The organism is Mobiluncus mulieris (assembly GCF_014204735.1).
GTDB lineage: Bacteria > Actinomycetota > Actinomycetes > Actinomycetales > Actinomycetaceae > Mobiluncus > Mobiluncus mulieris.
Genome location: NZ_JACHMA010000001.1, coordinates 1,651,594 through 1,675,000 on the forward strand (window position 1 = coordinate 1,651,594; position 23,407 = coordinate 1,675,000).

Annotated in this window: 21 protein-coding genes and 2 tRNA genes; 14 read left to right on the plus strand and 9 right to left on the minus strand. The window is 57.3% G+C overall.

What is annotated here, in order from left to right; translation table 11 throughout:
• Positions 1-105 precede the first annotated feature (105 nt).
• On the minus strand, positions 106-582 hold the full coding sequence (locus F4555_RS11305) for a hypothetical protein (protein WP_244854271.1): 477 nt from the start codon (positions 580-582) through the stop codon (positions 106-108).
• The gene (locus F4555_RS07475; RefSeq protein WP_115325855.1) at positions 579-1,709 is read right to left on the minus strand and encodes a S1 family peptidase; all 1,131 of its coding nucleotides are present in this window, start codon (positions 1,707-1,709) and stop codon (positions 579-581) included. Before F4555_RS07475 ends, F4555_RS11305 begins: the two co-directional genes overlap by 4 nt.
• Before the next feature lie 305 nt (positions 1,710-2,014).
• On the opposite strand from F4555_RS07475, the gene F4555_RS07480 reads away from it, so the two are divergent.
• The 4 genes from F4555_RS07480 (at position 2,015) to F4555_RS07495 (ending at position 5,004) form a co-directional block, all read left to right on the plus strand.
• The gene (locus F4555_RS07480) at positions 2,015-2,956 is read left to right on the plus strand and encodes a metal ABC transporter substrate-binding protein (RefSeq protein WP_115325854.1); all 942 of its coding nucleotides are present in this window, start codon (positions 2,015-2,017) and stop codon (positions 2,954-2,956) included.
• Positions 2,953-3,765 carry a metal ABC transporter ATP-binding protein gene (locus F4555_RS07485; protein ID WP_004016343.1) on the plus strand — a complete coding sequence of 271 codons (813 nt, stop codon included), beginning with the start codon at positions 2,953-2,955 and terminating at the stop codon, positions 3,763-3,765. Before F4555_RS07480 ends, F4555_RS07485 begins: the two co-directional genes overlap by 4 nt.
• On the plus strand, positions 3,762-4,655 hold the full coding sequence (locus F4555_RS07490; RefSeq protein ID WP_004016341.1) for a metal ABC transporter permease: 894 nt from the start codon (positions 3,762-3,764) through the stop codon (positions 4,653-4,655). Before F4555_RS07485 ends, F4555_RS07490 begins: the two co-directional genes overlap by 4 nt.
• 88 nt (positions 4,656-4,743) lie before the next feature.
• Positions 4,744-5,004 (plus strand): hypothetical protein, encoded by a 261-nt coding sequence (locus F4555_RS07495; RefSeq protein WP_147286473.1) that lies wholly within the window; start codon positions 4,744-4,746, stop codon positions 5,002-5,004.
• A 221-nt stretch (positions 5,005-5,225) separates the two neighbouring features.
• On the opposite strand, the gene F4555_RS07500 is transcribed toward F4555_RS07495, so the two are convergent.
• Positions 5,226-6,989 (minus strand): hypothetical protein, encoded by a 1,764-nt coding sequence (locus F4555_RS07500; protein WP_174222568.1) that lies wholly within the window; start codon positions 6,987-6,989, stop codon positions 5,226-5,228.
• Positions 6,990-7,127: 138 nt separating this feature from the next.
• Here F4555_RS07500 and F4555_RS07505 point away from each other — a divergent pair, with 138 nt between their 5' ends.
• Positions 7,128-8,321: a ComEA family DNA-binding protein gene (locus tag F4555_RS07505; protein WP_115325852.1), complete on the plus strand. Its 1,194-nt coding sequence runs from the start codon at positions 7,128-7,130 to the stop codon at positions 8,319-8,321.
• A gap of 343 nt (positions 8,322-8,664) precedes the next feature.
• On the plus strand, positions 8,665-11,019 hold the full coding sequence (locus tag F4555_RS07510; protein ID WP_255312868.1) for a ComEC/Rec2 family competence protein: 2,355 nt from the start codon (positions 8,665-8,667) through the stop codon (positions 11,017-11,019).
• Positions 11,020-11,103: 84 nt separating this feature from the next.
• Here F4555_RS07510 and holA read toward each other — a convergent pair whose 3' ends face one another.
• Positions 11,104-12,345 (minus strand): DNA polymerase III subunit delta, encoded by a 1,242-nt coding sequence (holA, locus tag F4555_RS07515; protein WP_255312867.1) that lies wholly within the window; start codon positions 12,343-12,345, stop codon positions 11,104-11,106.
• A gap of 563 nt (positions 12,346-12,908) precedes the next feature.
• Between holA and F4555_RS07520 the strand changes: the two genes are divergently transcribed.
• The 3 genes from F4555_RS07520 to F4555_RS07530 all read left to right on the plus strand — a co-directional run bounded on the left by F4555_RS07520 (position 12,909) and on the right by F4555_RS07530 (position 15,127).
• The gene (locus tag F4555_RS07520) at positions 12,909-13,349 is read left to right on the plus strand and encodes an HIT family protein (RefSeq protein WP_114991465.1); all 441 of its coding nucleotides are present in this window, start codon (positions 12,909-12,911) and stop codon (positions 13,347-13,349) included.
• A gap of 286 nt (positions 13,350-13,635) precedes the next feature.
• Positions 13,636-13,708: transfer RNA gene (locus tag F4555_RS07525), tRNA-Lys, on the plus strand.
• Between the two features lie 291 nt (positions 13,709-13,999).
• Positions 14,000-15,127: an IS1249 family transposase gene (locus F4555_RS07530; RefSeq protein WP_115325851.1), complete on the plus strand. Its 1,128-nt coding sequence runs from the start codon at positions 14,000-14,002 to the stop codon at positions 15,125-15,127.
• A gap of 644 nt (positions 15,128-15,771) precedes the next feature.
• On the opposite strand, the gene nusG is transcribed toward F4555_RS07530, so the two are convergent.
• The 3 genes from nusG to F4555_RS07545 form a co-directional block, all read right to left on the minus strand.
• Positions 15,772-16,614: a transcription termination/antitermination protein NusG gene (nusG, locus tag F4555_RS07535; protein WP_004018531.1), complete on the minus strand. Its 843-nt coding sequence runs from the start codon at positions 16,612-16,614 to the stop codon at positions 15,772-15,774.
• Positions 16,615-16,640: 26 nt separating this feature from the next.
• Complete coding sequence (gene secE, locus F4555_RS07540) at positions 16,641-16,895, minus strand: preprotein translocase subunit SecE (protein WP_004011737.1); 255 nt, start codon at positions 16,893-16,895, stop codon at positions 16,641-16,643.
• Positions 16,896-17,276: 381 nt separating this feature from the next.
• A tRNA-Trp gene (locus F4555_RS07545) sits at positions 17,277-17,352 on the minus strand.
• Between the two features lie 229 nt (positions 17,353-17,581).
• Between F4555_RS07545 and F4555_RS07550 the strand changes: the two genes are divergently transcribed.
• Positions 17,582-18,799: a pyridoxal phosphate-dependent aminotransferase gene (locus tag F4555_RS07550; RefSeq protein WP_004011735.1), complete on the plus strand. Its 1,218-nt coding sequence runs from the start codon at positions 17,582-17,584 to the stop codon at positions 18,797-18,799.
• Positions 18,800-18,901: 102 nt separating this feature from the next.
• On the opposite strand, the gene F4555_RS07555 is transcribed toward F4555_RS07550, so the two are convergent.
• Entirely contained in the window at positions 18,902-19,285 is a 384-nt protein-coding gene (locus F4555_RS07555) for a hypothetical protein (protein ID WP_004011734.1), read from the minus strand.
• Between the two features lie 143 nt (positions 19,286-19,428).
• Positions 19,429-20,298 (minus strand): hypothetical protein, encoded by an 870-nt coding sequence (locus F4555_RS07560; RefSeq protein WP_004011733.1) that lies wholly within the window; start codon positions 20,296-20,298, stop codon positions 19,429-19,431.
• A gap of 245 nt (positions 20,299-20,543) precedes the next feature.
• Between F4555_RS07560 and F4555_RS07565 the strand changes: the two genes are divergently transcribed.
• From F4555_RS07565 to F4555_RS07575, 4 genes are all read left to right on the plus strand, one after another.
• Positions 20,544-20,879, plus strand: a complete 336-nt coding sequence (locus F4555_RS07565; RefSeq protein WP_004015201.1) for a P-loop NTPase family protein — start codon at positions 20,544-20,546, stop codon at positions 20,877-20,879.
• A 264-nt stretch (positions 20,880-21,143) separates the two neighbouring features.
• Positions 21,144-21,329 carry a hypothetical protein gene (locus tag F4555_RS10975; RefSeq protein ID WP_004015199.1) on the plus strand — a complete coding sequence of 62 codons (186 nt, stop codon included), beginning with the start codon at positions 21,144-21,146 and terminating at the stop codon, positions 21,327-21,329.
• The gene (locus F4555_RS07570) at positions 21,313-21,750 is read left to right on the plus strand and encodes a hypothetical protein (protein ID WP_221413448.1); all 438 of its coding nucleotides are present in this window, start codon (positions 21,313-21,315) and stop codon (positions 21,748-21,750) included. Before F4555_RS10975 ends, F4555_RS07570 begins: the two co-directional genes overlap by 17 nt.
• Before the next feature lie 4 nt (positions 21,751-21,754).
• A complete protein-coding gene (locus F4555_RS07575; protein WP_169770522.1) occupies positions 21,755-23,380 on the plus strand; it encodes a site-specific integrase in 1,626 nt (541 codons plus the stop codon).
• Positions 23,381-23,407 lie beyond the last annotated feature (27 nt).

A 23,407-nucleotide genomic window follows, 5' to 3' on the forward strand; every position in this document is an offset into this window, starting at 1 on the left:
GAGTCCTGTTAGCATTTAGCTAACCGGACTCCCGTATCTCTAAACGATGTGTCCCCGGAAAGATGTTCATATCGGGAAGGAATCCGTGAAACTGAAGCCATCGCGCTACTGGTGTTTGCACACTACGTACACGTCGTTTATCTGGCATCTTTCCTTGGCCTTGCTTAATAAGATTTCGGACTTTGTAGACCCACCACCAAGACTAACTTTGTTGCCAATTTTAAGGACAGTATTGTCAGGCAGCGTAACAGAGTCACTTGATAAAACAGTACCTTTTGGCCACAAGGGAACGGTCTTATCTGCTCTTTCGCCCTCAGCGCGCAGTATCAGACAACCTTGGTCATCAATTTCTAAGGTACCTGTAAATAACGCCTCCATGCAAGCATCCGTGTCCACGGTATCAGAAATCGCAAAGTAGTCATCCCCGTGAACCCCTACGGGTGTTGGTGTACTTACTCGCGCCTTCGCTGCAGCAGTGTCTTGAGTCGAATCTTTAGGATTACTAGTGGCGCAAGCCACTAAAACCGAACTTGCAACAACGACGGCGCATGTGACTGTAATACTACTGTTTATAGAAGTCACGAAGGCTTCACCTGAAAATTTAGTAGTTGTTGAGCTCGCAGAACCGGTGTGAATCCAGATCTGGCACGACCTCCAACTATTATCCTGCCTTGGTGTATACCGTATCCAGTATTTCTCCAGAACCAAGGAGCACCTGAATCTCCACCTTGTGTAACATAATCTGTTGTGGCTGTCAATCCACAAGCTCCATCTCCACAATTATTCACAGAAAGAACAGTCGTGCACTTATTGGCGCTATATTGGCCATTCACACATATTTTCTGTCCATTGTACGTGTTCTTTACCGCATTTATATCGCGCAATTTTCCTGGAGCGTAATAGAATTTAGGAGCTGTCCACCCCCTATCTGCATGATAAATAGCTACATCTCCAGAATCACCTATATATGTTCCCTTTCGGGTTAATGAAACTTGCCCACTAGCACCATACCGCTGCGGACTTGTACAGTGTCCTGCAGTCACTAAACCATTTTCTGTAACCCCAGACTTACGAATAGAGAAACCAGCAGTACACGTACTCAGATAGCCACCTCCATACAAGGCTTCCCCCACTGCCTCTGTAGAAGAATCCGCCTCCAGGACGACTCTGGTACCTTCATCGTCTTGTTCTGGCATGTTCAAGAGGTCTTCAATCTGGTGCTTCTGCTCTACCGCTACTCGCGCGGATATTGAAGGTCTGTAGTAAATATTTATTTGATTATTATCTACAGAGCTAGTAGAAACAACATACTCTTTGGGATAGACCTGAATTACTTTACTATAGACATCCCATTGCTTATTTGACAATTCCTGGTTACTTATTGGTAAATCGTCTCGCAGTTTTACAGGTACTGGCAATTTCTGCGCCCTTTGCTGAATCTTTTGTGGAATTGTTCTAGTAAACCAAATCCAAGCGGACTTCCTGTCTTCAGCAATCCCAGCTCCAGCATAGCTGTCAGAGTACTCCAAAGTGGCCTCTGTTACTATATCACCAAATTCGTCTTCCCAGCTTGGAGTTTCAGATTCTTCCGGTAATACTCCGTTTAGGTCATCATCACTAAAATCTGACTTTGGCATCGCATATGCTTCAGCAGACAGACCAACAGCGATAATAAATGACCCTAATATTGCTAATATTCTTCTCTTCATGGCATTTCCTCTCTGAAACCATGCCGTGAACCCTGAAATCACAGCAGCCGTGCGCTCATGTTAACACACATCCCACCAGCAGTCAATAGATGCGAGTTCCATCTCCCCACAGCTTGTATTTAAGCACGTGAACACCCATTTGGCCGAACCGTGAAGATATAGTTCCGCTTCGGCAAACTTCCTTCGTTACTAACAGTGACAAAAGGTGAGCGCACAGCGGCGCCTCTGAACCAAGGATATCGGTGTAGAGGGACATATGTCCGGTCATATTTGACTCTAAGGGGTGGCACTCCTAAGTTAGAATCATGAATTTGAGAAGCAAGATTATTACCGTTCCTGCGGTGTTGTCCCTGGTCGCCATCGGTTTAACCGGATGTGGCGCGAATGCAGGCGAAAAGACAGCTGCCGGGCAAACACCTCATGAAACGGAAGAAAAACCCATCGTACTGACCACCTTTACCGTGTTACAAGACATGGCAAAGAACGTAGCCGGAGACCACCTCGACGTGCGCTCGATTACCAAACCCGGCGCCGAAATCCACGACTACCAGCCCACGCCCTCGGATCTCAAGTCCGCCAAGGACGCCAAGCTAATCCTCAACAACGGCCTGGGCTTGGAACGCTGGTTCGAGAAATTCACCGCCGATTTAGATGCCAAAACCGCCAACGTGTCCGAAGGAGTCAAACCGATTCCAATCGCGGAAGGCGACTATGAAGGCAAACCCAACCCACACGCCTGGATGAGCCCCAAGAACGGCGCCCTCTATGTACACAATATAGCCAAGGCCTTTTGTGACCTCGATGCCACGAACTGCAACGACTACAAGGCTAATGCCGACAAGTACGCCGCCGACATCGAAAAAGTCGGTGAGGACATCAACACCACTCTGTCCAGCTTGGATCCCAAACAGCGCACCCTAGTCAGCTGCGAAGGCGCGTTCTCGTATCTGACCCGCGATTATAACCTGAACGAAAAATACCTGTGGGGTGTGAACGCCGAAGGCGCCCTGACCCCGTCGCGCGTGGCGGAAGTCGAAAACTACGTCAAGGAAAGCAAAGTCCCGGCCGTGTTCTGCGAATCCACCGTGGGCGAAAAGATGAAGCCCATTGTGGAATCCACCGGTGTGAAATTTGGCGGTGAACTCTATGTGGACTCCCTGTCCGAAGCCGACGGTGACGTGCCGACCTATCTGGATTTGCTGAAATACGACGCGAAACTGATTACCGACGGGTTGACAGGCAAGTGAACCATACGGCGGAGTTAGAAAAAAACCCGCCCCTGCTGCAAGTCACCAACCTGCATGTTAGTTACGGAACGAATGTCGCCCTTACGGGGGCGACACTCGCCGTATCTGCGGGTCGAATTTGCGGGCTGGCGGGAATGAATGGTTCTGGAAAATCCACCTTGTTCAAATCCATTATGAACAGTGTGCCCCGGCTGGCGGGCACGGTGGAAGTCGCCGGGATGGACGCGAATGTCGCCCGGAAACGCGGCCTGATTGGCTATGTGGCGCAAAGCGAAGAAATCGACTGGGATTTCCCTGTTAGTGTCAACCAAGTCGTGATGATGGGACGCTACGGTTTCATGGGACCGCTGCGCCGCCCCCGCGCCGCCGACCGGGAAGCCGTGAATAAGGCATTGGAACTGGTGGAACTGGCTGACCTGCGCCACCGGCAAATCGGGGCGCTGAGTGGCGGGCAAAAAAAGCGGGTATTTATTGCCCGCGCTATTGCCCAAGGCGCCCCCCTGATGCTGCTGGACGAGCCCTTTGCGGGAGTTGACAAGTATTCCGAGGCCGCGATAGTGGAACTCTTGCGTCGGCTCGCGGCGCAAGGCACCGGGCTGGTAGTGTCCACGCATGATTTAGCCTCGATGGGGAAACTGTGCGACGAAGCCGTGTTGCTGTATCGCCGGGTCGTGTACCACGGGGATGTCGACGGGGCGCTGCGACCCGAAAACCTGGCCAAGGCCTTCGGGTTAAGCGACAGCGAGGACACAGCGGAAAACGCCTCTGATCCAGGTGAAACCCCCGTTGCTCAGGGAGGCCAGAAATGAATGTTTTAGCATATGTCCCCGAGTGGCACCTCATGAACCCCGCCGCCACCACGAAAACCACCGACTGGCTCGAGGCCATAACCGATATGTGGCACCAAGGATTTATGGTGCGAGGCATTCTGGTAACCGGGGTCGCGGCGGCCGTGTGCGCGGTGCTGTCCTGCTGGCTGATCCTGATTGGCTGGTCGCTGTTGGGCGACGCCCTGTCCCACGCGATTCTGCCCGGCATCGTGGTGTCATACCTGTTGGGAGCCCCTTTCGCGATTGGCGCGCTGATAGCCGCGCTGGTGGTCGTGGGCTTGATTGGCGCGGTACGCGGACGCGGGCGAGTGAAAGAAGACACCGCGATTGGCGTGGTGTTCACCACCATGTTCGCCTCCGGGCTGGTACTGATCAGCTTGTTCCCCTCGCATATCGACTTGCATCACATCCTGTTCGGCGACATGCTGGGAATCACCCGCGCCGACATGTGGCAAGTGCTGATTTTGAGCCCGATAGCGCTGGTGGTGCTGTTGGTTAAACGCCAAGACCTGGTGTTATACGCCTTCGACAAGACTCACGCGCATACCATCGGCCTGTCGACCCGGCGCTTGGCGGCCATTTTACTGGTCTGTCTGTCGCTGACCGTAGTGGTCGCGATGCAGGCCGTGGGCGCGATTCTGATTGTTGCGTTGGTGATAACCCCCGGAGCCACCGCCCGGCTGCTGACCAGCAGTTTCAACCGAATGCTGTGGGTGGCGCCGCTGGTGTCGGTGGGCTGCGTTGTTTTGGGAGCGTATATTTCGTATTGGTTCGATACCGCTTCTGGGGCGACCGTGGTGGCCTTGGAAGGCGTGCTGTTTTTGGTTGTCTGGGGTGTGGATTTGTTGCGGCGACGCTCGGTTTCATGAGGCGCTAGGGGCGCTCGGGGCGCTCGGTTGAGTAACACTGTTACTCAACACTGTTACTCAGCGCGCGGGTCGGCGGCGGTTCGAGCTGATGGGGCTCCGCTCTGTTTTCCTTAGAAACTACGTTTCTAAGGAAAACTACGGACACCAGCAGCAATACGAAGTATTGCACGAGCCGGTGGCTCAAACGGTGGAGCCGATAAGCGACAGCAACGATTTGCTGTCGCCAGCGAAACACCGAAATCAGGCTCTTCACCGTCCGCCTTCCCCCGCACGTTCTCGCTTCGCCCTACGCCTTGTCACTGCGGCATGCATCACCGGAGCAACACGGGGGCTGCGCCGCGCGGCGTAAGCCGCACTACGGCGCAGTAACCGGCGTAGGCGTTAAAAAAACGGCAATGATTTGCCGTTTTAGCCGAAGCACCTTAGGAAATTAGGGCAAGGATATTTAGGCGTACGGTGAGTGGCGACTCGTGGAGACCGAAGAGCTAGGCGTAAATCTAAGCTGGCACCTCATGAAACCGGAAGAATGGGCGGGATTTGAGATGGCACCTCATGCGACCGGAAAGAAAACTACGGGAGGCGCCAAAAGGTGAGGCTGCCGCGAGCGGCGCCGGCATCGCCGATTTGGGCAAGACGCGCGATACCGCCGGAAAACGCGAGTGGATCGCCGGTTAGAACCGCGTCTTTGATGGGCGGCGTGAGACCCTCCCACAGTTGTTTGCCGTCGGCCAGGCCAAAGGCTTCCACCCCGTTCGCGACGGTGAATACGACGGTGGCGGCGTGGTTCATGAGGGGCTTGCCCGGGGTTTTCAGCTTAATTTCAACGCCGTCTCCTGTTGTCCAAGTGGTCGCCGCGCAAGTCGACCACGCCCCACAGGTTTCGCCGGTTGGAGCCAATAAATAGGTCTTGTCCGGCATGATGACGGGGACTTTCCCGGATTGCAGTGCGGTCGTCGCAGTGGCGAGGTCCAAGGTCAGCCCGGAGCGCAGCTGGGAGTGCATGGCCTGCAAGGCCGCCACGGGAGCCTGCCCTTCGGCGCTGAGGCTGCCGTCGGGCTGGTACAGACGCCACGTTCCGGTGGCGGTGGCATTGCCGGTGGTCGCATCGGCTACGGCGCCGTCCGGGTCAGAAGAGGCGAAAAACCCGGCCTCTAGCAGGGAAGCCTGGGGAGCCTCGCCCAGGTTAGCAAGGTCGAGTTTCCCGGTTTTCATATTCAACATCTGTGAGAATCCCCAGGTGTACTGGCGATTCGAACCATCAGCGTTGGCGGTCAAGGATCCCACCAGGGTGATGGAACCGCGAGACTGGACATGCAGGGGCTTTGCGGCCGAGGCATTCGGGGAAAGTACCTGGTATCTGGTGTGATAGGTGAAATCCGGGTTGATGAACTGGACTTCAACCCCCGCTGCGGCGCCCTGCGAGATGCCGATTGGCACCACCAGGAAACGGTCAAAAACCGTAGCAATAACGTGTTCGCCGGTAGCTAAATCCCAGATTCCCCCGGGCAAATCCCCCACGACAATATTGCCGGCCGGGTCGATTTTCACGATTTTCTTGGCTTGTTTCGATTCGCACACCACCTGGCTTTGCCACATTTCGGGCAGACAGTAATCCAGCGGCAGGTCGCCGTAGGTTTTTTCCCACACGGCTCGGCCGGTGGCGGTGTCTATCAGGGCTAAGGCCTGGGTTTCTTTGGTGCCGTCCGTGCCCTTGACCAGGGTGAGGATTTGGTTTTCAGATAGAACTTGGCCGGTGAAGCCGCTAGCCGCATCCTGGGAGGCCACCGAAAGTTGGGCGGCTCGCGCGTCCCAGACTTGGAGGCGGCGCGGATCCTTGATTTCCTTGGGGAAATCCAGCTGCCAGCCGTCTTGCAATGGTGCCACCGTTTTGACAATTTTTACTGTGGCCTTGTGGCGGATTTTGGCGGTGTCACTGAGCCACTGGGTGGTGGCAGTGACCAGGACTATAACCGCCGCAACGAGGATGAAAACCCCGAAAATTCGTTCCGGCAGCGTCGGTTTGCGCACCGCGCGAGGGGCGGGTTTGGTTGGTTTGGGCGGTTTGGTTGGTTTGGTTGGTTTGGTTGGTTTGGGCGGTTTGGGCGGTTTGGGCGGTTTGGGCGGTTTGGGCGGTTTGGTTGGTTTGGGCGCGGCAAACGCGGCGGGCGCGGCTCCATGAGGCGCACCGGTGGCGGCGGGCGCACCGGTGGCGGCAGGCGCAGCAAACGCGGCGGGCGCGGCTCCATGAGGCGCAATGGGCGCAGGCATCGCGGGAGACACTACTGTTTCGGCACGGCTTCCTGAGGGCGTTAGCTCCGGGTTTTCTTCCTTCACTACCCCAGTCTAACCCGAGCGAGACAACGAAAAATCACCTTCGTCGCGAGTTTTCCACAGGCACGGATTTTTGGGGTTTTCCACAGGGAGAAAACCTGGGTCTGGTTTCCACCGCTAGCCCGGTTCTAGGGTGAGCCTATGACGATTTTTACACCGAATGAGCGCCTGGATTACAGCGCGGAAACCAGGGATTCTAGCGGATACGGATCCGACTCCCCGGGGGTTTCCAGGGTCGGATCCAGGTCAAGACTGGGTGGGAATCCGGGCAACACCCCGGTTGACAAGCTGACCGCCGGGGTCTTTGCCCGCGCGCGTGCCCAAGGGGTTGGCTACGATGCTCCGGTGGCCGGGGAATATGAAACCGCGGCTGGTGGATTGGGATACGACGACCCAGATTTCGACACGCAACTCATGAACCCGGCAACTGATCGGCTGCAAAACACATTTGATGAAGCAAAAGCCAAGGTCACGCGGGGAATGAAGGTTTCCCCACCCGGTCGCACGCCGCAGCGAGCCCGCCTGGCACCCACGCCGCGCGTGGCGACGCTGGTGGCAGTATTCCTGCTGGCCATCGGCGGTTTGGTGGTGGGGTGGCAGGTTTTGTCCACCCCACCTAGCCAGCCGGTGCCCGGAACGGTGGAAACGGGCGTGGGGCAGGGTTCAGCTTTGCAGGCGGCGGGCACGGGTTCACGAGGTGCCAGTGGAAATTCCGGCGCAAACGGTGACGGCGGGGCTGGCGGAGGTGGCGGCGGTGGCGGCGCTAGCGGGGCGTATGCCAAGGATCCGAAGGTGGCTGGCCAGTCCCCCAGATTATTACTGCCAGGGGCGAATGGCGCGGAACTGGTGGTGTATGTTTCCGGGCAAGTCGAGCGCCCCGGGGTGGTGCGTTTGGCGGATCCGGCGCGAGTAACGGATGCTTTAGAGGCCGCCGGTGGGGCGAAACCCGAGGCTGACCTGCGGGCTTTGAACCTGGCGCGCTTGGTGGCGGATGGGGAACAGATTAACGTGCCTCTGCCGGGCGAGGCTCCCCCACCGGGGGCGGATGCGGGGAGTTCTGACGGGAGCGGCAGTGCGGGTGGTTCAGGCGGGTCAGGAGGGTCAGGCGGGTCAGGAGGTTCAGGCGGGTCAGGCGGAAAAGGCGACAAGGTGAACTTGAACACGGCTGATGCCACTGACCTGCAGACTTTGAGCGGAATCGGGCCGGCTTTGGCGCAACGGATTTTGGATTACCGGAAAAAGAACGGTCAGTTTCATTCCATCGAGCAGCTCGACGAGGTCAGCGGGATTGGGCCGGCCATGATGGAACGACTGCGTGACCACGTGATTTTGTGAGTCTGTGAATGGGCGAGCGCGGAATGGTGAACACCCGGAATGGTGAATACCCGGAATGGTGAACACCCGGAATGGTGAATACCCGGAATGGTGAATACCCGGAATGGTGAACACCCGGAATGGTGAACACCCGGAATGGTGAACACCCGGAATGGTGAACACCCGGAATGGTGAACACCCGGAATGGTGAACACCCGGAATGGTGAACACCCGGAATGGTGAACACCCGGAATGGTGAACACCCGGAATGGTGAACACCCGGAATGGTGAACACCCGGAATGGTGAACACCCGGAATGGTGAACACGAGAGATAGCAAGCACGAGAAATCAGGAGGAAACGAGGTGATTAAGCGTGGATTTTGGCGAAACTATGGCCTGGGTTTTGGGCTTGACGAAAACCATGGGCACTTAGCAGATACTCAATGGGAAGTCACTAACCCAAGCGAAACCGCGACCAGGGGGCTTACTAATCGGGAAATCCCATCCCCAGCGTTAAATGCTTGGAAGCATTTAACGGGCTTGGACTCAGATGCGGACAAAGCGCCCCAGACTGTAACCCACCTCAACGCTAATGCGGACGAATTCACGAACGAACTAAATACCCAGGGATATTTAGCGCGGCGCGTCCGCCAGGACACGGATCGGGTTCCCCGGCCGCTAGATTTTCGCCTGGCGATACCGGCGGCTGCCCTGTGGGTTTCGCTGCTGGTAGCGGGATGGTGTGGGGCTTTGGGTTTGGTTCCCAGCAGCTGGATTGCCGGGGTAGCGCTGGGGATTTCCCTGGTCGCGGCCGGGGTCACGCGGACACGAAACCGGAAACATAGGCTGTATCCCCGGGGCAACAACCGAAGGCATCCCGGCACGGAAACCGAGCGTGACAAAAGCGAGAATCCCAAAGGCGCTACTGCGGGTTATTACCGCGTGGATTTGGGGAAACATAGGCTGTATCCCCGGGGCAACAACCGAAGGCATCCCGGCACGGGAACCGAGCGTGACAAAAGCGAGAATCCCAAAGGCGCTAGTGCGGGTTATTACCGCGTGGATTTGGGGAAACATAGGCTGTATCCGCTCGGATCCGCGGCGGCGCTAATAGCGCTCGCCGCGTTCGCGGTCGGGCTCGGCTTCGCCGGGCACGCCGCGAACCTCGCCATCGCCGCGAGCGACCCGCTCGCGGCGATTGGCGCGGATCCGAGCCACCGCTTTGAAATCCAGGCTCAGGTTATCACCAGCCCCCGGCTGATGACCTTCGGTCACAGTGCCGAGAAAACCCCCCAGCCAGACCGCCGCTTCGAAGCTAGCGCCACCGCAACAAATGTCAGATTCAACCCCACCAATCCCAACCACAACCCCACCAACCCCAACCTCACCAACCACAACCCCACCAACCACAACCCCACCAGCCCACCCACCAACCCCGCCACCCCAACCGCGACCAACCCCAAATCCAGCAATACCAACCAAAGCTACCGCGTCACCTTGCAGGCCAAGTTTTTGATCTGGAGGGGAAGCACCTATCACACCCGGGCAAAACTGCAGGTGAAAGGCAAGGGCTGGGCGGATATCCCGCTGGGAGCAACGGTGTCGCTGCGCACGGGTCTAGCCCGTTTGGATCCCAGCGGGGAGTTCCTGGGGCTGGCTAAAGCCCCAGGAACTCCCCGCATAATTGCCCCACCCAGCGGCCGCTTCATCTTTGTTAACGCGGTGCGTTCCCGCCTCGCCGAGGCGGGAACGCACCTTGCCCCGGAAACCCGCGCCATGATTGGTGCCATGTCCCTGGGCTTGACTCAAAATCAGAGCCAGTCCGACCGGGATGCCATGCAAATCGCGGGGTTGTCACATCTTACGGCCGTATCCGGCTTGCACCTGAGTGTGCTGCTGGGTTTGGCTCTTGGCCTCACCGCCCGCGCCCCGCGAGCCATACAAGTGGCGGCGGCCGGCGCTATGATGATTGTTTTCCTGGGGATGTTGGAAGGCTCCGCCTCGGTGACCCGCGCGGCCGCTATGGGCAGCGTGACGCTGTTGGGTTTAGCGCTGGCGCGGCCCGCCAAAAGTATCGCGGCCTTAAGCCTGGCAGTGATGGCAATGCTGCTGGTCAACCCGTGGCAGGCGGCGTCCTGGGGTTTCGCCCTGTCGGTGGTAGCCACGTTTTCGATTGTGACCTTGGGGCAAACTTTGTCACGCTGGCTAGCGACGTTCTTACCGCGATTCCTAGCCCTCCCCCTGGCGATTTCACTTTCGGCGCAACTCGGTTGCCAGCCGTTAATGTTGATATTACGCGGAAAACTCCAGTTGTTTTCGCTACCAGCAAACCTGCTTACCGGCGCGGTTTCTTCCATCGTCACCGTCGGTGGCCTCGTCTTGGTTGTCCTTGCCGCCATCACTCACCTCGGCATCACCCTCGCCCAATTCGCTACCTTCCTCGAACCGGCCAGCACCCTGATTTTCGCCCCGTTCAGCCCCCTCACCGAAGTAATCGCGCAGGTCACCGGGCTGGCCGCGAATTGGATCTTGGGGGTAGCGCGGTTCTTTTCACGACTGCAAGGCGCGGAAATCCCCTGGATTGAATCCGGTTACGGCATTTTCGGAATTCTGGTGGTCACCCTGGCCTTCCTGTGGCTGGCCGGCCGCTACGCTTACCTGCGCCACTGGTCGGTCAGCTTAGGCTCGCCCTTCCGCTTTCATGAGGTGCCATTTTAAATCTATGCTCATTTTTCCTTGCCCGGCTTTCCCTTCCCCCATTGTCACCCCAGCGCATAGCTAGCGAAGGCGCCCGCCGCGCGGCTATTTTCTAGCGCAGCGACAGACTTCCAAAATCATCGCCTCCAGCGCATACTCCGCATCGCGTGACCCGCCTTTGACCTGCGCATCTGCCACAGAAACGGCACGCAACGCCCGGCCCAGACGCGCATCATCCCAGCGCCCTAATAGGGGGCGAATTTTACGCGCCATCCAGTCATTCATCGGTTTCACGTCGGCCAGCAGACCAGTCTCTTGCACCAGTCGCGAGGGCGGCGCCGCCAGCTGCAGCAACTGCCGAATTTTCATAGCCATCGCCGCCACTATCACCACGGGCGCCACCCCGATTCCCAAGGCATGACGCAATTTCGCTAAAGCACCGGACACATCACCCACAACGGCCGCATCCGCAATGTCAAAACCGGTGGTTTCCACCCGGCCTTTCAAGTAAACCTGCACGTCATCGAGACGCAGCGGGCAATCCATATTCCCGGCGGTCTCGAGTAACTGGTCGGTTACCGCCACCAGTTCCCCGAATTCCTCGCCCAGGGCATCCACCAGCGCATTTGCTGCGGCCGGCTCCAATTTGCGACCTAACCGGGTTCCCTCTGTGGTCAAGAACTTCAGCTTTTCATCGCGACGCTTCAAATCATCACAAGAGTAAATCGCCGCCCAAGGCCCCTTGCCGCCATCCCGGCTGGCACCTCGTGAAGCCGCCGCGACCGAAGCACCCGAAGCACCCCGCCCCCCAGCCCCACCGGCCAAACCTTTGACCAGGTCAAGCACTTTTTTCCCGCGCACTCCCCCGCCATGCCACAACACCAGATAAGCCTCCGGGTCGCCCCCCGCAGTCGCGTCGCCATCCCGGCTGGCACCTCGTGAAGCCGCTGCGCCCGAAGCACCCCGCCCCCCGGCACCACCCGAAGCACCCGTCAAAGACTCCAAATACGCCGCCAAATCGTCCAGCAGCAGAGCCGAGCCACCCTCCAGCCCAGACACCACCACCAGGGGTTTACCACCAAACAGCGACGGCGACAAAAGCTGCGCCAAGGAACCCGCTTCGTAACTGCTCGCATCCAACTCGGTGACCTCCGGCGGCTCGAAATCCCCCGCCGATTCCGCCAGAGTCATCGCCTCGCGACGCAGCATCGCAATCGCCCGTTTAGCGAAAACCTCCTGTTTACCAAGCAATAGCACCACTGGCGCTAAAACCGCTCGCGACCAGGGCGGAAACCCCGTCCCCACTCCAGCGGTCTTACTTTTGTAACTCTTTGTACTTCCAGCCACCCTTTAACCTTAAGGTATTGTTTCCCCCGTTATGGACACATAAGTCCTTTGCTAAAGCTCTGCGACCTTACCGTTCAAGGGAGATCCGGCTGTTTGTTATAAGGCGCGACGGCTAGAACGGCAAATCGTGGTCATTCTTTACCGCTTTCGCAGGTTAGTGCGTGGCTCGCGCGACTTTGTCCCGAGTTCCACAGCAGGGTGTCCGGTTTGTGGCAAAATCGGGGAGTTTTTGGGGGTTGTGTGAGGGGTTTTGTGGCAAAATCAGGAAAAATCAAGACCAGGTGGCCGATTTAGTCCCTTATCGAGGCGTTTTTTCCTGAATTTGTCACGGCAGGGCACGAAACATTGCCGCCAGGTTCAGAAAATGCTGCTCTATTTCTATAATTTGAGATTGCGGTGCCATAACGGAAACCTAGACTCCTCTAAATTTCGGATACTCGACATCAAGATACCCAAATTCCCGGCTTATGCGTCCATAATGTGTCCATAACGGGAACCAATGGAACACCAACGGACGCCGCATCCAAAATCACTTATGATGAAAGCAAAGAAAGGAAACCCATATGTCTACAGTATTTACCAAGATTATCAACGGCGAACTGCCCGGGAATTTCGCCTGGCAAGACGAGAAATGCGTCGTTTTCGCCACTATTGAACCGCGCTCCCCCGGCCACATGCTGGTGGTGCCGCGCGAAGAAGTCGATAACTATCTCGATGCCGACCCGGATTTGCTCGCGCATCTGGCTAAAATCGTCCAGATTATCGGCCAGGCCGGGTGCCGCGCTTTCGGGGCACCGCGCGCCTTCATTGCAGTGGCGGGTTTCGATGTACCGCATCTGCACATTCACGTGATTCCTACTGATTCGCTAAAAATCCTGCGTCCCGAATACAAGAAAGCCGCCACGGCGGAGGAATTGCGCGAAAATACCGAGAAAATCCGCGCTGCTTTGCGCGAACTCGGTCACGGCGCTCAGGTACCCACCGCCGTCGACCACCTGGACTAGGTTCTGCCCGGCTCGGCTCCCCCACCCACCGGCTCCGCCCGGCTCGGCTCCCCCACCCACCGGCTCCGCCCGGCTCGGCTCCTCCGCCCGACGGTTCCACCCAGTTTCATGAGGTGCCTGCCCGAATTTACGCCGTAAATCCCAGATGGCACCTCGTGAACCCGACCATTCCCGGTTGCCACAAAAACGCAACCACACCCCAATTTGCGATTTAGCCGCCGGAGGATTAAGATTATTTTCTGTTGCGTTCGCTGAATCGTAAACCGAAAACGCGTCAGGCAACAGAGCACCACTAGCTCAATTGGCAGAGCAACTGACTCTTAATCAGTGGGTTCAGGGTTCGAGTCCCTGGTGGTGTACGAATAAACCGTTGCGGAAACACCTCCCCGCAGCGGTTTTTTCATACCCCCTATACGCCCAAAAAGCTTGCACACCCCGACCTTACGTTGCTATACCAATCAAAAACGGGTTAAAGGACAAATTGTGTGTTTTTATCCGGGGTTTTTCGTTGTGGTAGGGCTTTAAAGTCGGTTTGAAAGTTGGTTTGGCTGAACTTTGGGGTCGGTCAAATTGTGTGTCTGTTTTCTCGTGTTTTGCTTGTGTTGGCGGGGGAAAGTCGGGTTGAAAGTTGGTCGGTTCATGCTGATGGCATGAATATGATGAAATGCCCGGCGTGTAATACTCCTTTGAAACGTAATGGAAAGACTTCTTCTGGTTCTCAGCGTTGGCGTTGTAAGGAGTGTGGAAGGTCTAAGGTCGGAAAGATTGATAACTCTGCTAAAGAGCTTAATCGTTTCCTGAGCTGGCTGTTGTCGCGTCAGCGGCAGAAAGATATGCCCGGAGCGGGTCGGACGTTTCGTCGTCATGCAGCTAAGTTCTGGTGTTTATGGCCGTTCTCTCCGATTGTGGACGAGGTTCATGACGTGGTGTTTGTCGACGGGATTTATCTGGGGCGCAAGGCCGTGGTTTTGATTGCCTGTACTCGTCAGCATGTGTTGGGCTGGTATGTGGCTAGGAACGAGAACATTAACGCGTGGAAAGCCTTGCTGGATCGGATAGCGCCCCCGCTTCTAGTCGTGAGCGATGGCGGGTCAGGTTTCAAAACCGCTAGAGCAACTTCTTGGCCGGGCACGCAGGTCCAGCGTTGCACATATCACGCGTTTATGCAGGTACGACGTTACATCACTATGAATCCGAAGCTGCCAGCCGGGAAACAACTCGGGAGAATAGCTCGCGACCTGTTACATGTCCATAACGTAGAAGAATCTCTACAATGGCTGGTCGGGTTCAACAACTGGTGCCTGGAATGGGAAGCCTTCCTCGCGGAAGAAACCATAAACGAATACGGCACAAGATGCTTGACCCACGAGAAACTCGTTCGCGCCTGGGACTCGCTAATTAGGCTCATAAAATCCGGTAACCTGTTCACCTATCTCGATCCTGATCTCGCAGACCAGACCCTGACCTGCCTACCAGCAATGAACAACCAGATTGAAGGCGGGATAAACGCTCAACTCCGTGCCATGCTCAAAGACCACCGCGGAATGAGCCTGGCCAGGCGAATCAAAGCGATTTTCTGGTGGTGCTACCAACACATCGAAAACCCCGCGACTCCAGCAGAAATCCTGAAAATAATGCCTACGGATACGCAACTCGAGGAATACTACCTAAACCAGGAAAACCTACACATCACCCAAAGAAACCTCCCCGGATGGGGCGACGCAATCATCTGGAACGAACTCCACCACACCACCCCCTACAACAACACATGGGACTAACCCCCCAGACACACAATTTGTCCTTTAACCCTCAAAAACCCCAAAATAAGACACAAAATCCTGCCGGTTACCCAAATATTACTTAACCCAAATCCTGCCGGTTACCCAAATATTACTTAACCCAAATCCTGCCGGTTACCCGCTTTAACCCCAACACCCCAACACACCCCACCACCAGCACCCCCAAAGCCACCCAGCACCCCCAAAGCCACCCAGCACCCCCAACACGCCCGGATTCTCCCCGGGGGATTCAACCCCAAAACCCGAATTAAAAACACAATTTTGCCGGTTACCCTACCCCGCCGTGACAAATTCAGGAAAAACCAGCACCACCATGAACTAAATCGGCCACCCCACCTCGAATTCTCCTGAATTTGCCACAAACCCCCTCACACCCCCAAAATTTCCCGATTTTGCCACGAACCGGACGCGCTAAGGCTTGTGGAACTCGAATCCGCACCCCATCTCACCCCCGACTTTCCCAATACCAGGCTCCAAACTAGCCCTATATCAACCCCAGCCCCCCCCAGAGCGGTTGTCCTCACGATTGAGCCTTCTCAGAGCAACCAGAGCAACCAGAGCAACCAGGCAAAAATACGCGTCGACCCGGGTTCCCCCGGGTCGACGCCGCAAAATCCCAAAACCTACAGAATCTTCTCTACCTGATCGAAGTTCAGCTCCACTGGGGTTTCGCGTTCGAAAATCGTCACCAACACCTTTAACTTCGAGGTATCGGGGTAAATCTCGGCGATAGTCGCGGTCATGGTTTCGAACGGGCCAGAAGTAATCGTAACCCCCTGTCCGACCTCGAAATCGGTAACAATCTGGGTCGAAACTGCCTGGGATACCGCTATCTGGCCATCTTCAGTCACGGTAGCCTTAGCGGCCTGAGCGGCAGTGGGTGCCAGCATATCGATGACTTCTTGCAGTGTCAGCGGCACGGGGTCTTGCTGGTTACCCACGAAACCGGTTACAGCCGGGGTATCTTTCACCAAACGCCACGAGTTTTCTTCCATATCCATGCGTACCAAAACATATCCGGGGATACGCGGACGCAGCACCTTTCGCCGGCTCTTAGCCTTGACTTCAATGTGTTCTTCCATGGGGATTTCGACTTGGTAAATCCACTCTTCCATCCCCGGGTTGTTCGCCACGCGCTGTTCGATGTTCTGTTTCACGCGCTTTTCGTACGACGAATAGGTGTGAACGACGTACCACCGCCCGGGCAGGCTGCGCAGTCGCGCGGCGAGTTCCTCGCGCGGGTCGGCTTCGTCGCCCTCGCTCGCACTGTCGGCGCTGGTCGCCTCGGTTTCACGAGTCGCCTCGGCGGTATGAGTCGCTTCCTCGCTTGCAGACGTTTCGGTTTCACGAGTCGCCAGCTCCGGCGCGTCCGTATCCTCGAGAATCTCGCCGGTCTCGGGGTCAATTCCGGCCGGTACAACCTCTTCCAGCCTTGATTCTTCGCTGCTTTGATCTAAATTTTCCATTGCCTCAGTGTTTCCCTCTTATTGCCTTACATCGCGGAAAAAATCAAGTCGGTCAATGCCCCGAATCCCAGGTCAACTAATCCAACCAGAGCCATAATGATACCCACGAATACGATTACCACAATGAAATACCGCTTCAGTTCTTCGCCGGTGGGGTAAACGACTTTTTTCATCTCGTCGATAACCTGACGAATAAACCGCCAAATCTTACCGAAAAACCCCAGTTCTTTATCGGGGGTCGGCTCGCTCTTCGGCGCGACGCTGGCTTCTAGTTCAGCCATGATGTCCTCTCTCTATAATCCATGCGCATAGACACACTTCCACCCTGACATAAATTTCGGGGGGAACATGTCAAATTATAGTTTATATAAACCGACATCGGCAACTCCATGGGTATCGGACAGTGACAAGCCTAAACACAGATCAGCGCGGTAAAGCCTTTACCACAGCAGATTCCCCGGGCTGCGCCACCCCCGCTAATTCTTCTATCTGCGCAGCACCCCCCGGGACGGGATTATGGACGGCAAGGTGTTTCCCAACCCGTAATGCATTCACATGCCCTGGCCGCCCCGTCCCCCGGGCAAGTTTCTCGGTGGGGCGCAACGGGGGCGTATTTTGGGCGCGTTCATTGAGGGGTGTTTTTGGAGGGGAGCCACCCCCGGTGGCAGGGCAGACAGGACTCGAACCTGCAACCTACGGTTTTGGAGACCGTTGCGCTACCAATTGCGCCACTGCCCTTCGGTTAATCCGGAGCCTTAAACCCCAGACAGGGTTTAAGTCTAAAGGATAGAGAGGCTGGTTTTCAAACCGTAGTGTTTTTTCGGCTGGCACCTCATGAATCCGCGCCCACCGCCGCCACCACCGCCATCAACACCCTAAAACAGCTGCCCCGAAGCAACCACCGCATGTTACCACCACCTTAGCCACCACTATCCCCCGATTTCCTCGACACCAGTAAGGATTTATAATGTCTACCATGACTAAAACACGAGTTTCTGCGCGTCTTGGCGCGATTGCCCCATCTGCGACCCTAGTGGTCTCTAACAAGGCGAGGGAGTTAAAAGCTGCCGGCCACCCGGTTATCGGTTTCGGTGCTGGTGAACCCGATTTTGCTACCCCGGATTATATTGTCGCGGCGGCGGTGGAAGCCTGCCAAAATCCGGTGAACTACAAGTATTCCGCCACCAGGGGGCTGCCGGAACTGCGCCAGGCCATTGCCGCGAAAACTCAACGCGATTCGGGGTATGCGGTCGACCCAAACACCCAGATTCTGGTGACAAACGGCGGGAAACAAGCCGTATTCCAGGCCTTCGCCGCGATTGTGGGCGAAGGCGACGAGGTACTGTTACCCGCGCCCTATTGGACGACCTATCCCGAGGTTGTCGCCCTGGCCGGCGGCAAGACCGTCGAAGTTTTCGCCGGTGCCGACCAGGATTACAAGGTCACCGTGGAACAACTCGAAGCCGCGCGTACCGAGCGTACCAAGGCGCTGCTGGTGTGTTCGCCGTCGAACCCGACCGGCGCGGTTTACACCCCGGCGGAACTGACCGCGATTGGTCAGTGGGCGGTGGAACACGACGTGTGGGTGATTACTGACGAGATTTACGAACACCTGCTCTATGACGGAGCCGAGGCAGCGCATATCGTGAAATTGGTGCCGGAATTGGCCGACACCTGCCTGGTTTTAAATGGGGTCGCGAAGTCCTATGCGATGACCGGGTGGCGCGTGGGCTGGATGATGGGTCCGGCCGATGTGATTCAGACCGCCACGAATTTCCAGTCACATTTGACCTCTAATGTGTGCAATATCGCCCAGCGGGCGGCCGTGGCGGCGGTAGGCGGGTCGCTGGATGTGGTCAAGCAAATGCGCCAGGCTTTCGATCGGCGCCGCCAAACCATCGTGTCTATGTTGCGCGAGATTGACGGCCTGTCGGTGCCGACCCCACGCGGAGCGTTCTATGTGTACCCGGATGTGACCGGGTTGTTTGGCCGGTCGCTGGACGGGGTCAAGATTGAGAGTTCCAGCCAGTTGGCGTCCCTGATTCTGGAAAAGGCCGAGGTCGCGGCCGTGCCGGGCGAGGCCTTTGGTCCCAGCGGGTTCCTGCGGTTTAGCTATGCCCTGGCGGACGAAGACCTCAAGACCGGGATTACCCGCGTCCAAGAACTGTTGGCTCGAGTCAAATAGCCTGGTTTCAAGGTTTCCATGGTGGTTCACGAGTGGCCAAGGACTGCTCGTGAACCACCCGTTTTGTATCCGAACCAAAAGTTGGTGGCACTGGTAGCGGGGTCATGAGTCGCCGCCAGAATTCCGACTCATATCGCGTTTCACGGCGCGCCGAACCCAAAAGTAATGCGCCAGCGCCCCGATTAGCATCATCAGGCCAATTGGAATCGACTCATATCTGCGGCCGGTATAAATTGCAATACCACCCAGAGTGAAAGCCGCCAGGCCAGAGAACCCCAAAACCAGGCGCGCCAGAAACATGACCCGATGGTATTCCTGCAGCGTGCTTTGCGGGCGCGGCACCGGTACAGCGGCTTGGCCAGGGGGAAAGTCGCGGCCGCTTCCCAACATGTCCTCTCGCCTTGCCCCGGGATTACCAGCAGCCCCGCTAGCGCCGCCAACCTCGGGGAGGCGATTCGAGCTTGGTTTTGCTTCATCTTCCGTCATGGTTCTAGCCTAGCAATCCGGGCGGGTCGCGGGGCGGCAGTGACGTAACTGGTGCGATTTCGTCAACCTCGTCGGATATAGGAAGATATGACCAAAATCGTAGCGGTTACGACCGGTTCCCCAGGTATTAACTTCCCCAGGTATCAACGATACGCGGCGGCGTATCGCACCGTGAAAGTGCGGGATTTAGCGTCGGTATAGATGCTGCCATTGACCGTTCCGGAAGCCGACTTCTTGTCCTCGGATAGTGTCGGCGTGGCACTCGGCACCGGGCTAGCATTTTTCCCCGGCGCGGCGCTCTTTTCCGGCAGAGGTTGCGAAATGCGCAATCCCGACAGACCCTCCACCACCCAGGCGCCTTTCCAGTAAACCCGGCATTGAATCTGGTAGTTACCCGGTCTGTGGTAAGTGTGTCTGACCGAGCCTTGTGGCCACTTTGCTCCGGAACTGCGGGTGGTGCTGACCTGGCCGTCCCCCCAGTTCCACTCGAAGCGCTGGGGTTTGACGTCAATAACAATTCGGATTGGTCCAACTGGAAACACCTTGGTCTGTGGTTTCACGTCAACATAGGCGTTGACGGCTTTGTCCACCAGCACCCGACCCGATACCGGGTTCATCTGCACCTTTTTTGGTCCTTTTACTTGGGTGGTTATGTCTATTTTGATGGGCTGATTGGCTTGGCTCGCACCGGAACCACCCCCATCCTTGCCTTTACCGGATTTCGAGCCTTTCTTGCCGCCTTTACTTTTACCCTTGGTGACTTTCACGCCCTTGGTGCCGCCAGACGACCCGAAAGCGGCGGCATCTAAACCCGACCCCGAGATGGTAAATGTGCCTGCGAGGTTCCCCCCAGAAGCATTCATGAATCCGGAAAAGTTCATGGAGGCAGCGGCAACTACACTGGTTCCGACGACTACCAGCACGACGGCTATCACGCTAGCCGCTTGGTGCCACCGTCCCCGCCAGGTGTTTCCCTCACGCTGGTTTCTTTGGGACTTTTCACGAGGTGCCATTTCTATTATCCCAACTCTCCTAAGTCTTATCTCTGCGGTGGTATCTGGTTTCCTATCACTCTAGCATGACGCTGTCGTCATAAGTCTCGGCACCAGGATTTGGCAATTCTTTGACAATTATTATCCATGGATACCGCCAAATAACAGCTGCTCTCCTCAAGCATAATCCCAGTTCACAGGGGATCTTGTTCTCGATGGCGGCCGCCACCTATCCAAGTCGTGTCCCTGATATGTAAAATAGGCGCGTGGAGACAACTTCCGGCGTTAACACGGATACCCCACAGCCAGAACCCGCCGTCCCCGCAGGGGTTCAAGCCGCCTGGGCGGTGGCCGGGTTCCCTGGCGAGCTTCGCGCGGCTTCTTACCTGGTGGGCGAACTGGCCGCCGTGGAGGCGGCGCTGTACCGCGAGATTCCATTGGCACCGCATCCACTGTGGCTCGACGAGGTTTGCGATGGACTCGATGCCGTGAACCGGTCGATGGTGATGAGCATGTTGCGCAGTTTCGATCTAGATGTGCTGGTGGTGGAATCGGGACACTTGGTGAATGTCGCGGCGGTGCCGCTGGCCGCGATTTACTAGGTAATCCGGACACCCGAACCGCTGCCGGGGGCGAGTTTGACCCTGGCTTTATGGTCGAGGAATTCCTTGGAGCACTTGACGTATTCCTTTACGCCGCCCAGTTTGGGGGGTTCCGGGGGGTCTGTTGGGTCTGTTGGAGCCGGGGTTCATGAGGTGCCAGCCCCGGCAGAAATTCAGGAAAAAATGGGGTGGAGGCTCTATATATTTTAGCCTCGGGGTCATTTTTTCCTAGATTTCTGCCACCAACCGGGGAGCAAGGGCGCGATGGCTAGCGAAATTCGGGATTATTTACTGGCTTGGGCGCGGACGCGGGTTTCGGTGTGTACCAATCATGAGGCGGGTGTCGAAATTCTGGGCTCAGTTCTGGGGGTTCTCGCTGGCCAGAGTGCGAAAATCACCGCCGATGTCAGTCGGGCGATCCCTGATTTTGGAAATGGAGAACACGGATGAAAGTGGCGCGGCCGGGGCGAGCCGGGGTGCGGCCTGCGACGAGGTATCCGCACAGGTCTTGGTCTTGAATCTGCCCTTGGAGGGGACGGCTCCGGCGGTGGCTTTGGCGAGGGCGACCCCGAACCAACGTGGCTGGACACCGGCAGACGGTCAAGGAACACAGTCCCAGGCGGCCCCCGAACCGACGTGGCTGACTTTGCGGTCACTGCGTGGCGGCGGATGCCCGACGAACAGCATGACTGCGAGAAAGAATTCATCGTGCTGTTGTTGTCTGACCTGGAAAAGCCGTTGGATTTTTAGGGTGCTTCACCGGGAACTCCCCCAAGCAAATCCCCTGGTCACAGCCTTACAAACCGGTGCGACACTAAAAATACTCCCCACAGATTTCCCTGGGCATCTAGCCACGCCTGTCTATAACTGAATCCATGGATAATATAAACTTGACACAATTCGCCACGTTCGGCGACTTCGCCCAGTTTTGGCTGGCGACCAAGGTGGATACCAAACCCACCACCCAGGCCTGTTATCGTTCGCTGCTGCAATGTGCGGCCGCGCGTTTCGCCGACATGCCCATCACCCAGATTGAACGCGCGGATATTATGCGGTGGATCGTCGACCTGATTGAGCAGCGCGAATACGATGCCGGCCAGGTTCGCGCGGCGCATCGGGTGGTGCATTCCACTCTCGCTCTGGCGCGGTGTCTGGGTGCCATCGAGTCGAACCCGGCCACCGAGATCACTTTGCCGCGGATTCGCAACCATTCCCCGCGTCTCGACCGACGCTTGGCCGTGCCGGAGCTGGAGTCCTTGGCGCAGCAAATCGGCTGGTGGAAGTTGGTTCCCGTTCACGAGGTGTCTCTCGGGCTCTCCGGCGCTTTCTCCCGCGGCGAGTCGACGCGGGACAGGTTGGGTGGGGGCGGCGGGGTGCCGTTTCACGAGGCGCCATCCGGGGGCGGCGGCGCTGCCCACGATGGTGAATCGAGCCGGGATATGGGGGTGGCACCTCGTGAACCCCGCGCCATCCCGAAGATAACCCAACGTAACCCACAGTTCCTGCAGGTCAAGGGGAAGAGCGGCTACCTGATGCGGCGCGAGGAACGTTACGGGAATCGACAGCTGCCGGCCTCGAAACGTCGGCATCGCGGGGGAAATTGTCGCTGTCTCAAGGGTGTTTCCCCGGAAAATCCAAGCGCCACCCGGATTGCCACGCCGCCCGGCACTCTGCCCGGCACCCTGCCCGGCGCAGTGCCAGCCACACCACCCGAGGTAAACCAGCTAGAGGTACTAATACTAATGCTAGGGTATTGTGGCTTGCGTATAGGCGAGGCGCTGGCGCTAACCTGGAGCGATATCGAGTGGAGTCGCCGTATCATCCAGGTGCGACACGCCTTTACCGAGGTTTCGGGTCGCCTGGTGCTGGGCACACCGAAGAACGGCAAAACCCGCACCGTGCCTATCCCCCAGTTCTTGGTCGAGGGTGGGTTACGGCGCTTGTTTGACTTTGACCGCGCGGTTTTCGCGCCGTTTCACGAGGTGCCATCCCAGAATCTTGGCCACATCCAGGGCTACGCACCGTTCGGTTCCCCCGAGGCAAGTGGGGACGGCGGGGCGCCGTTTCACGAGGCGCCATCCGGGGTCGCCGGCGCTGCCCCCGATGGTGAATCGAGCCGGGATATGCGGGTGGCACCTCATGAACCCCGCGCCGTAGAGACGTTTTGCGGCGGCGAAACCCCCCGGTACACCCCGGGCGAGCTGCGCCAGGTACACGTTTTCCGCACCCGCCAGAACAAACCGTTGCGGGCTTCCAACCTGCGGTTTCACTTTGCGTTGGCGGCGGCGGCCATCGGGGAAACTGGGCTGCATATTCACGATTTGCGCCACACGGCGGCGTCGCTGGCGGTGAGCGCGGGGGCGAATGTCAAGGCTCTGGCCCAGATGCTGGGGCATTCCAGCGCCGCGATGACCCTGGATGTGTATGCGGACTTGTTTGCCGAGGACTTGAGCGACGTGGCCGACGCGCTGGACGGATTGCGGCGCCGCCAGCTCAGATAGCGCCTTGTGATGTTTAATATGATGCCT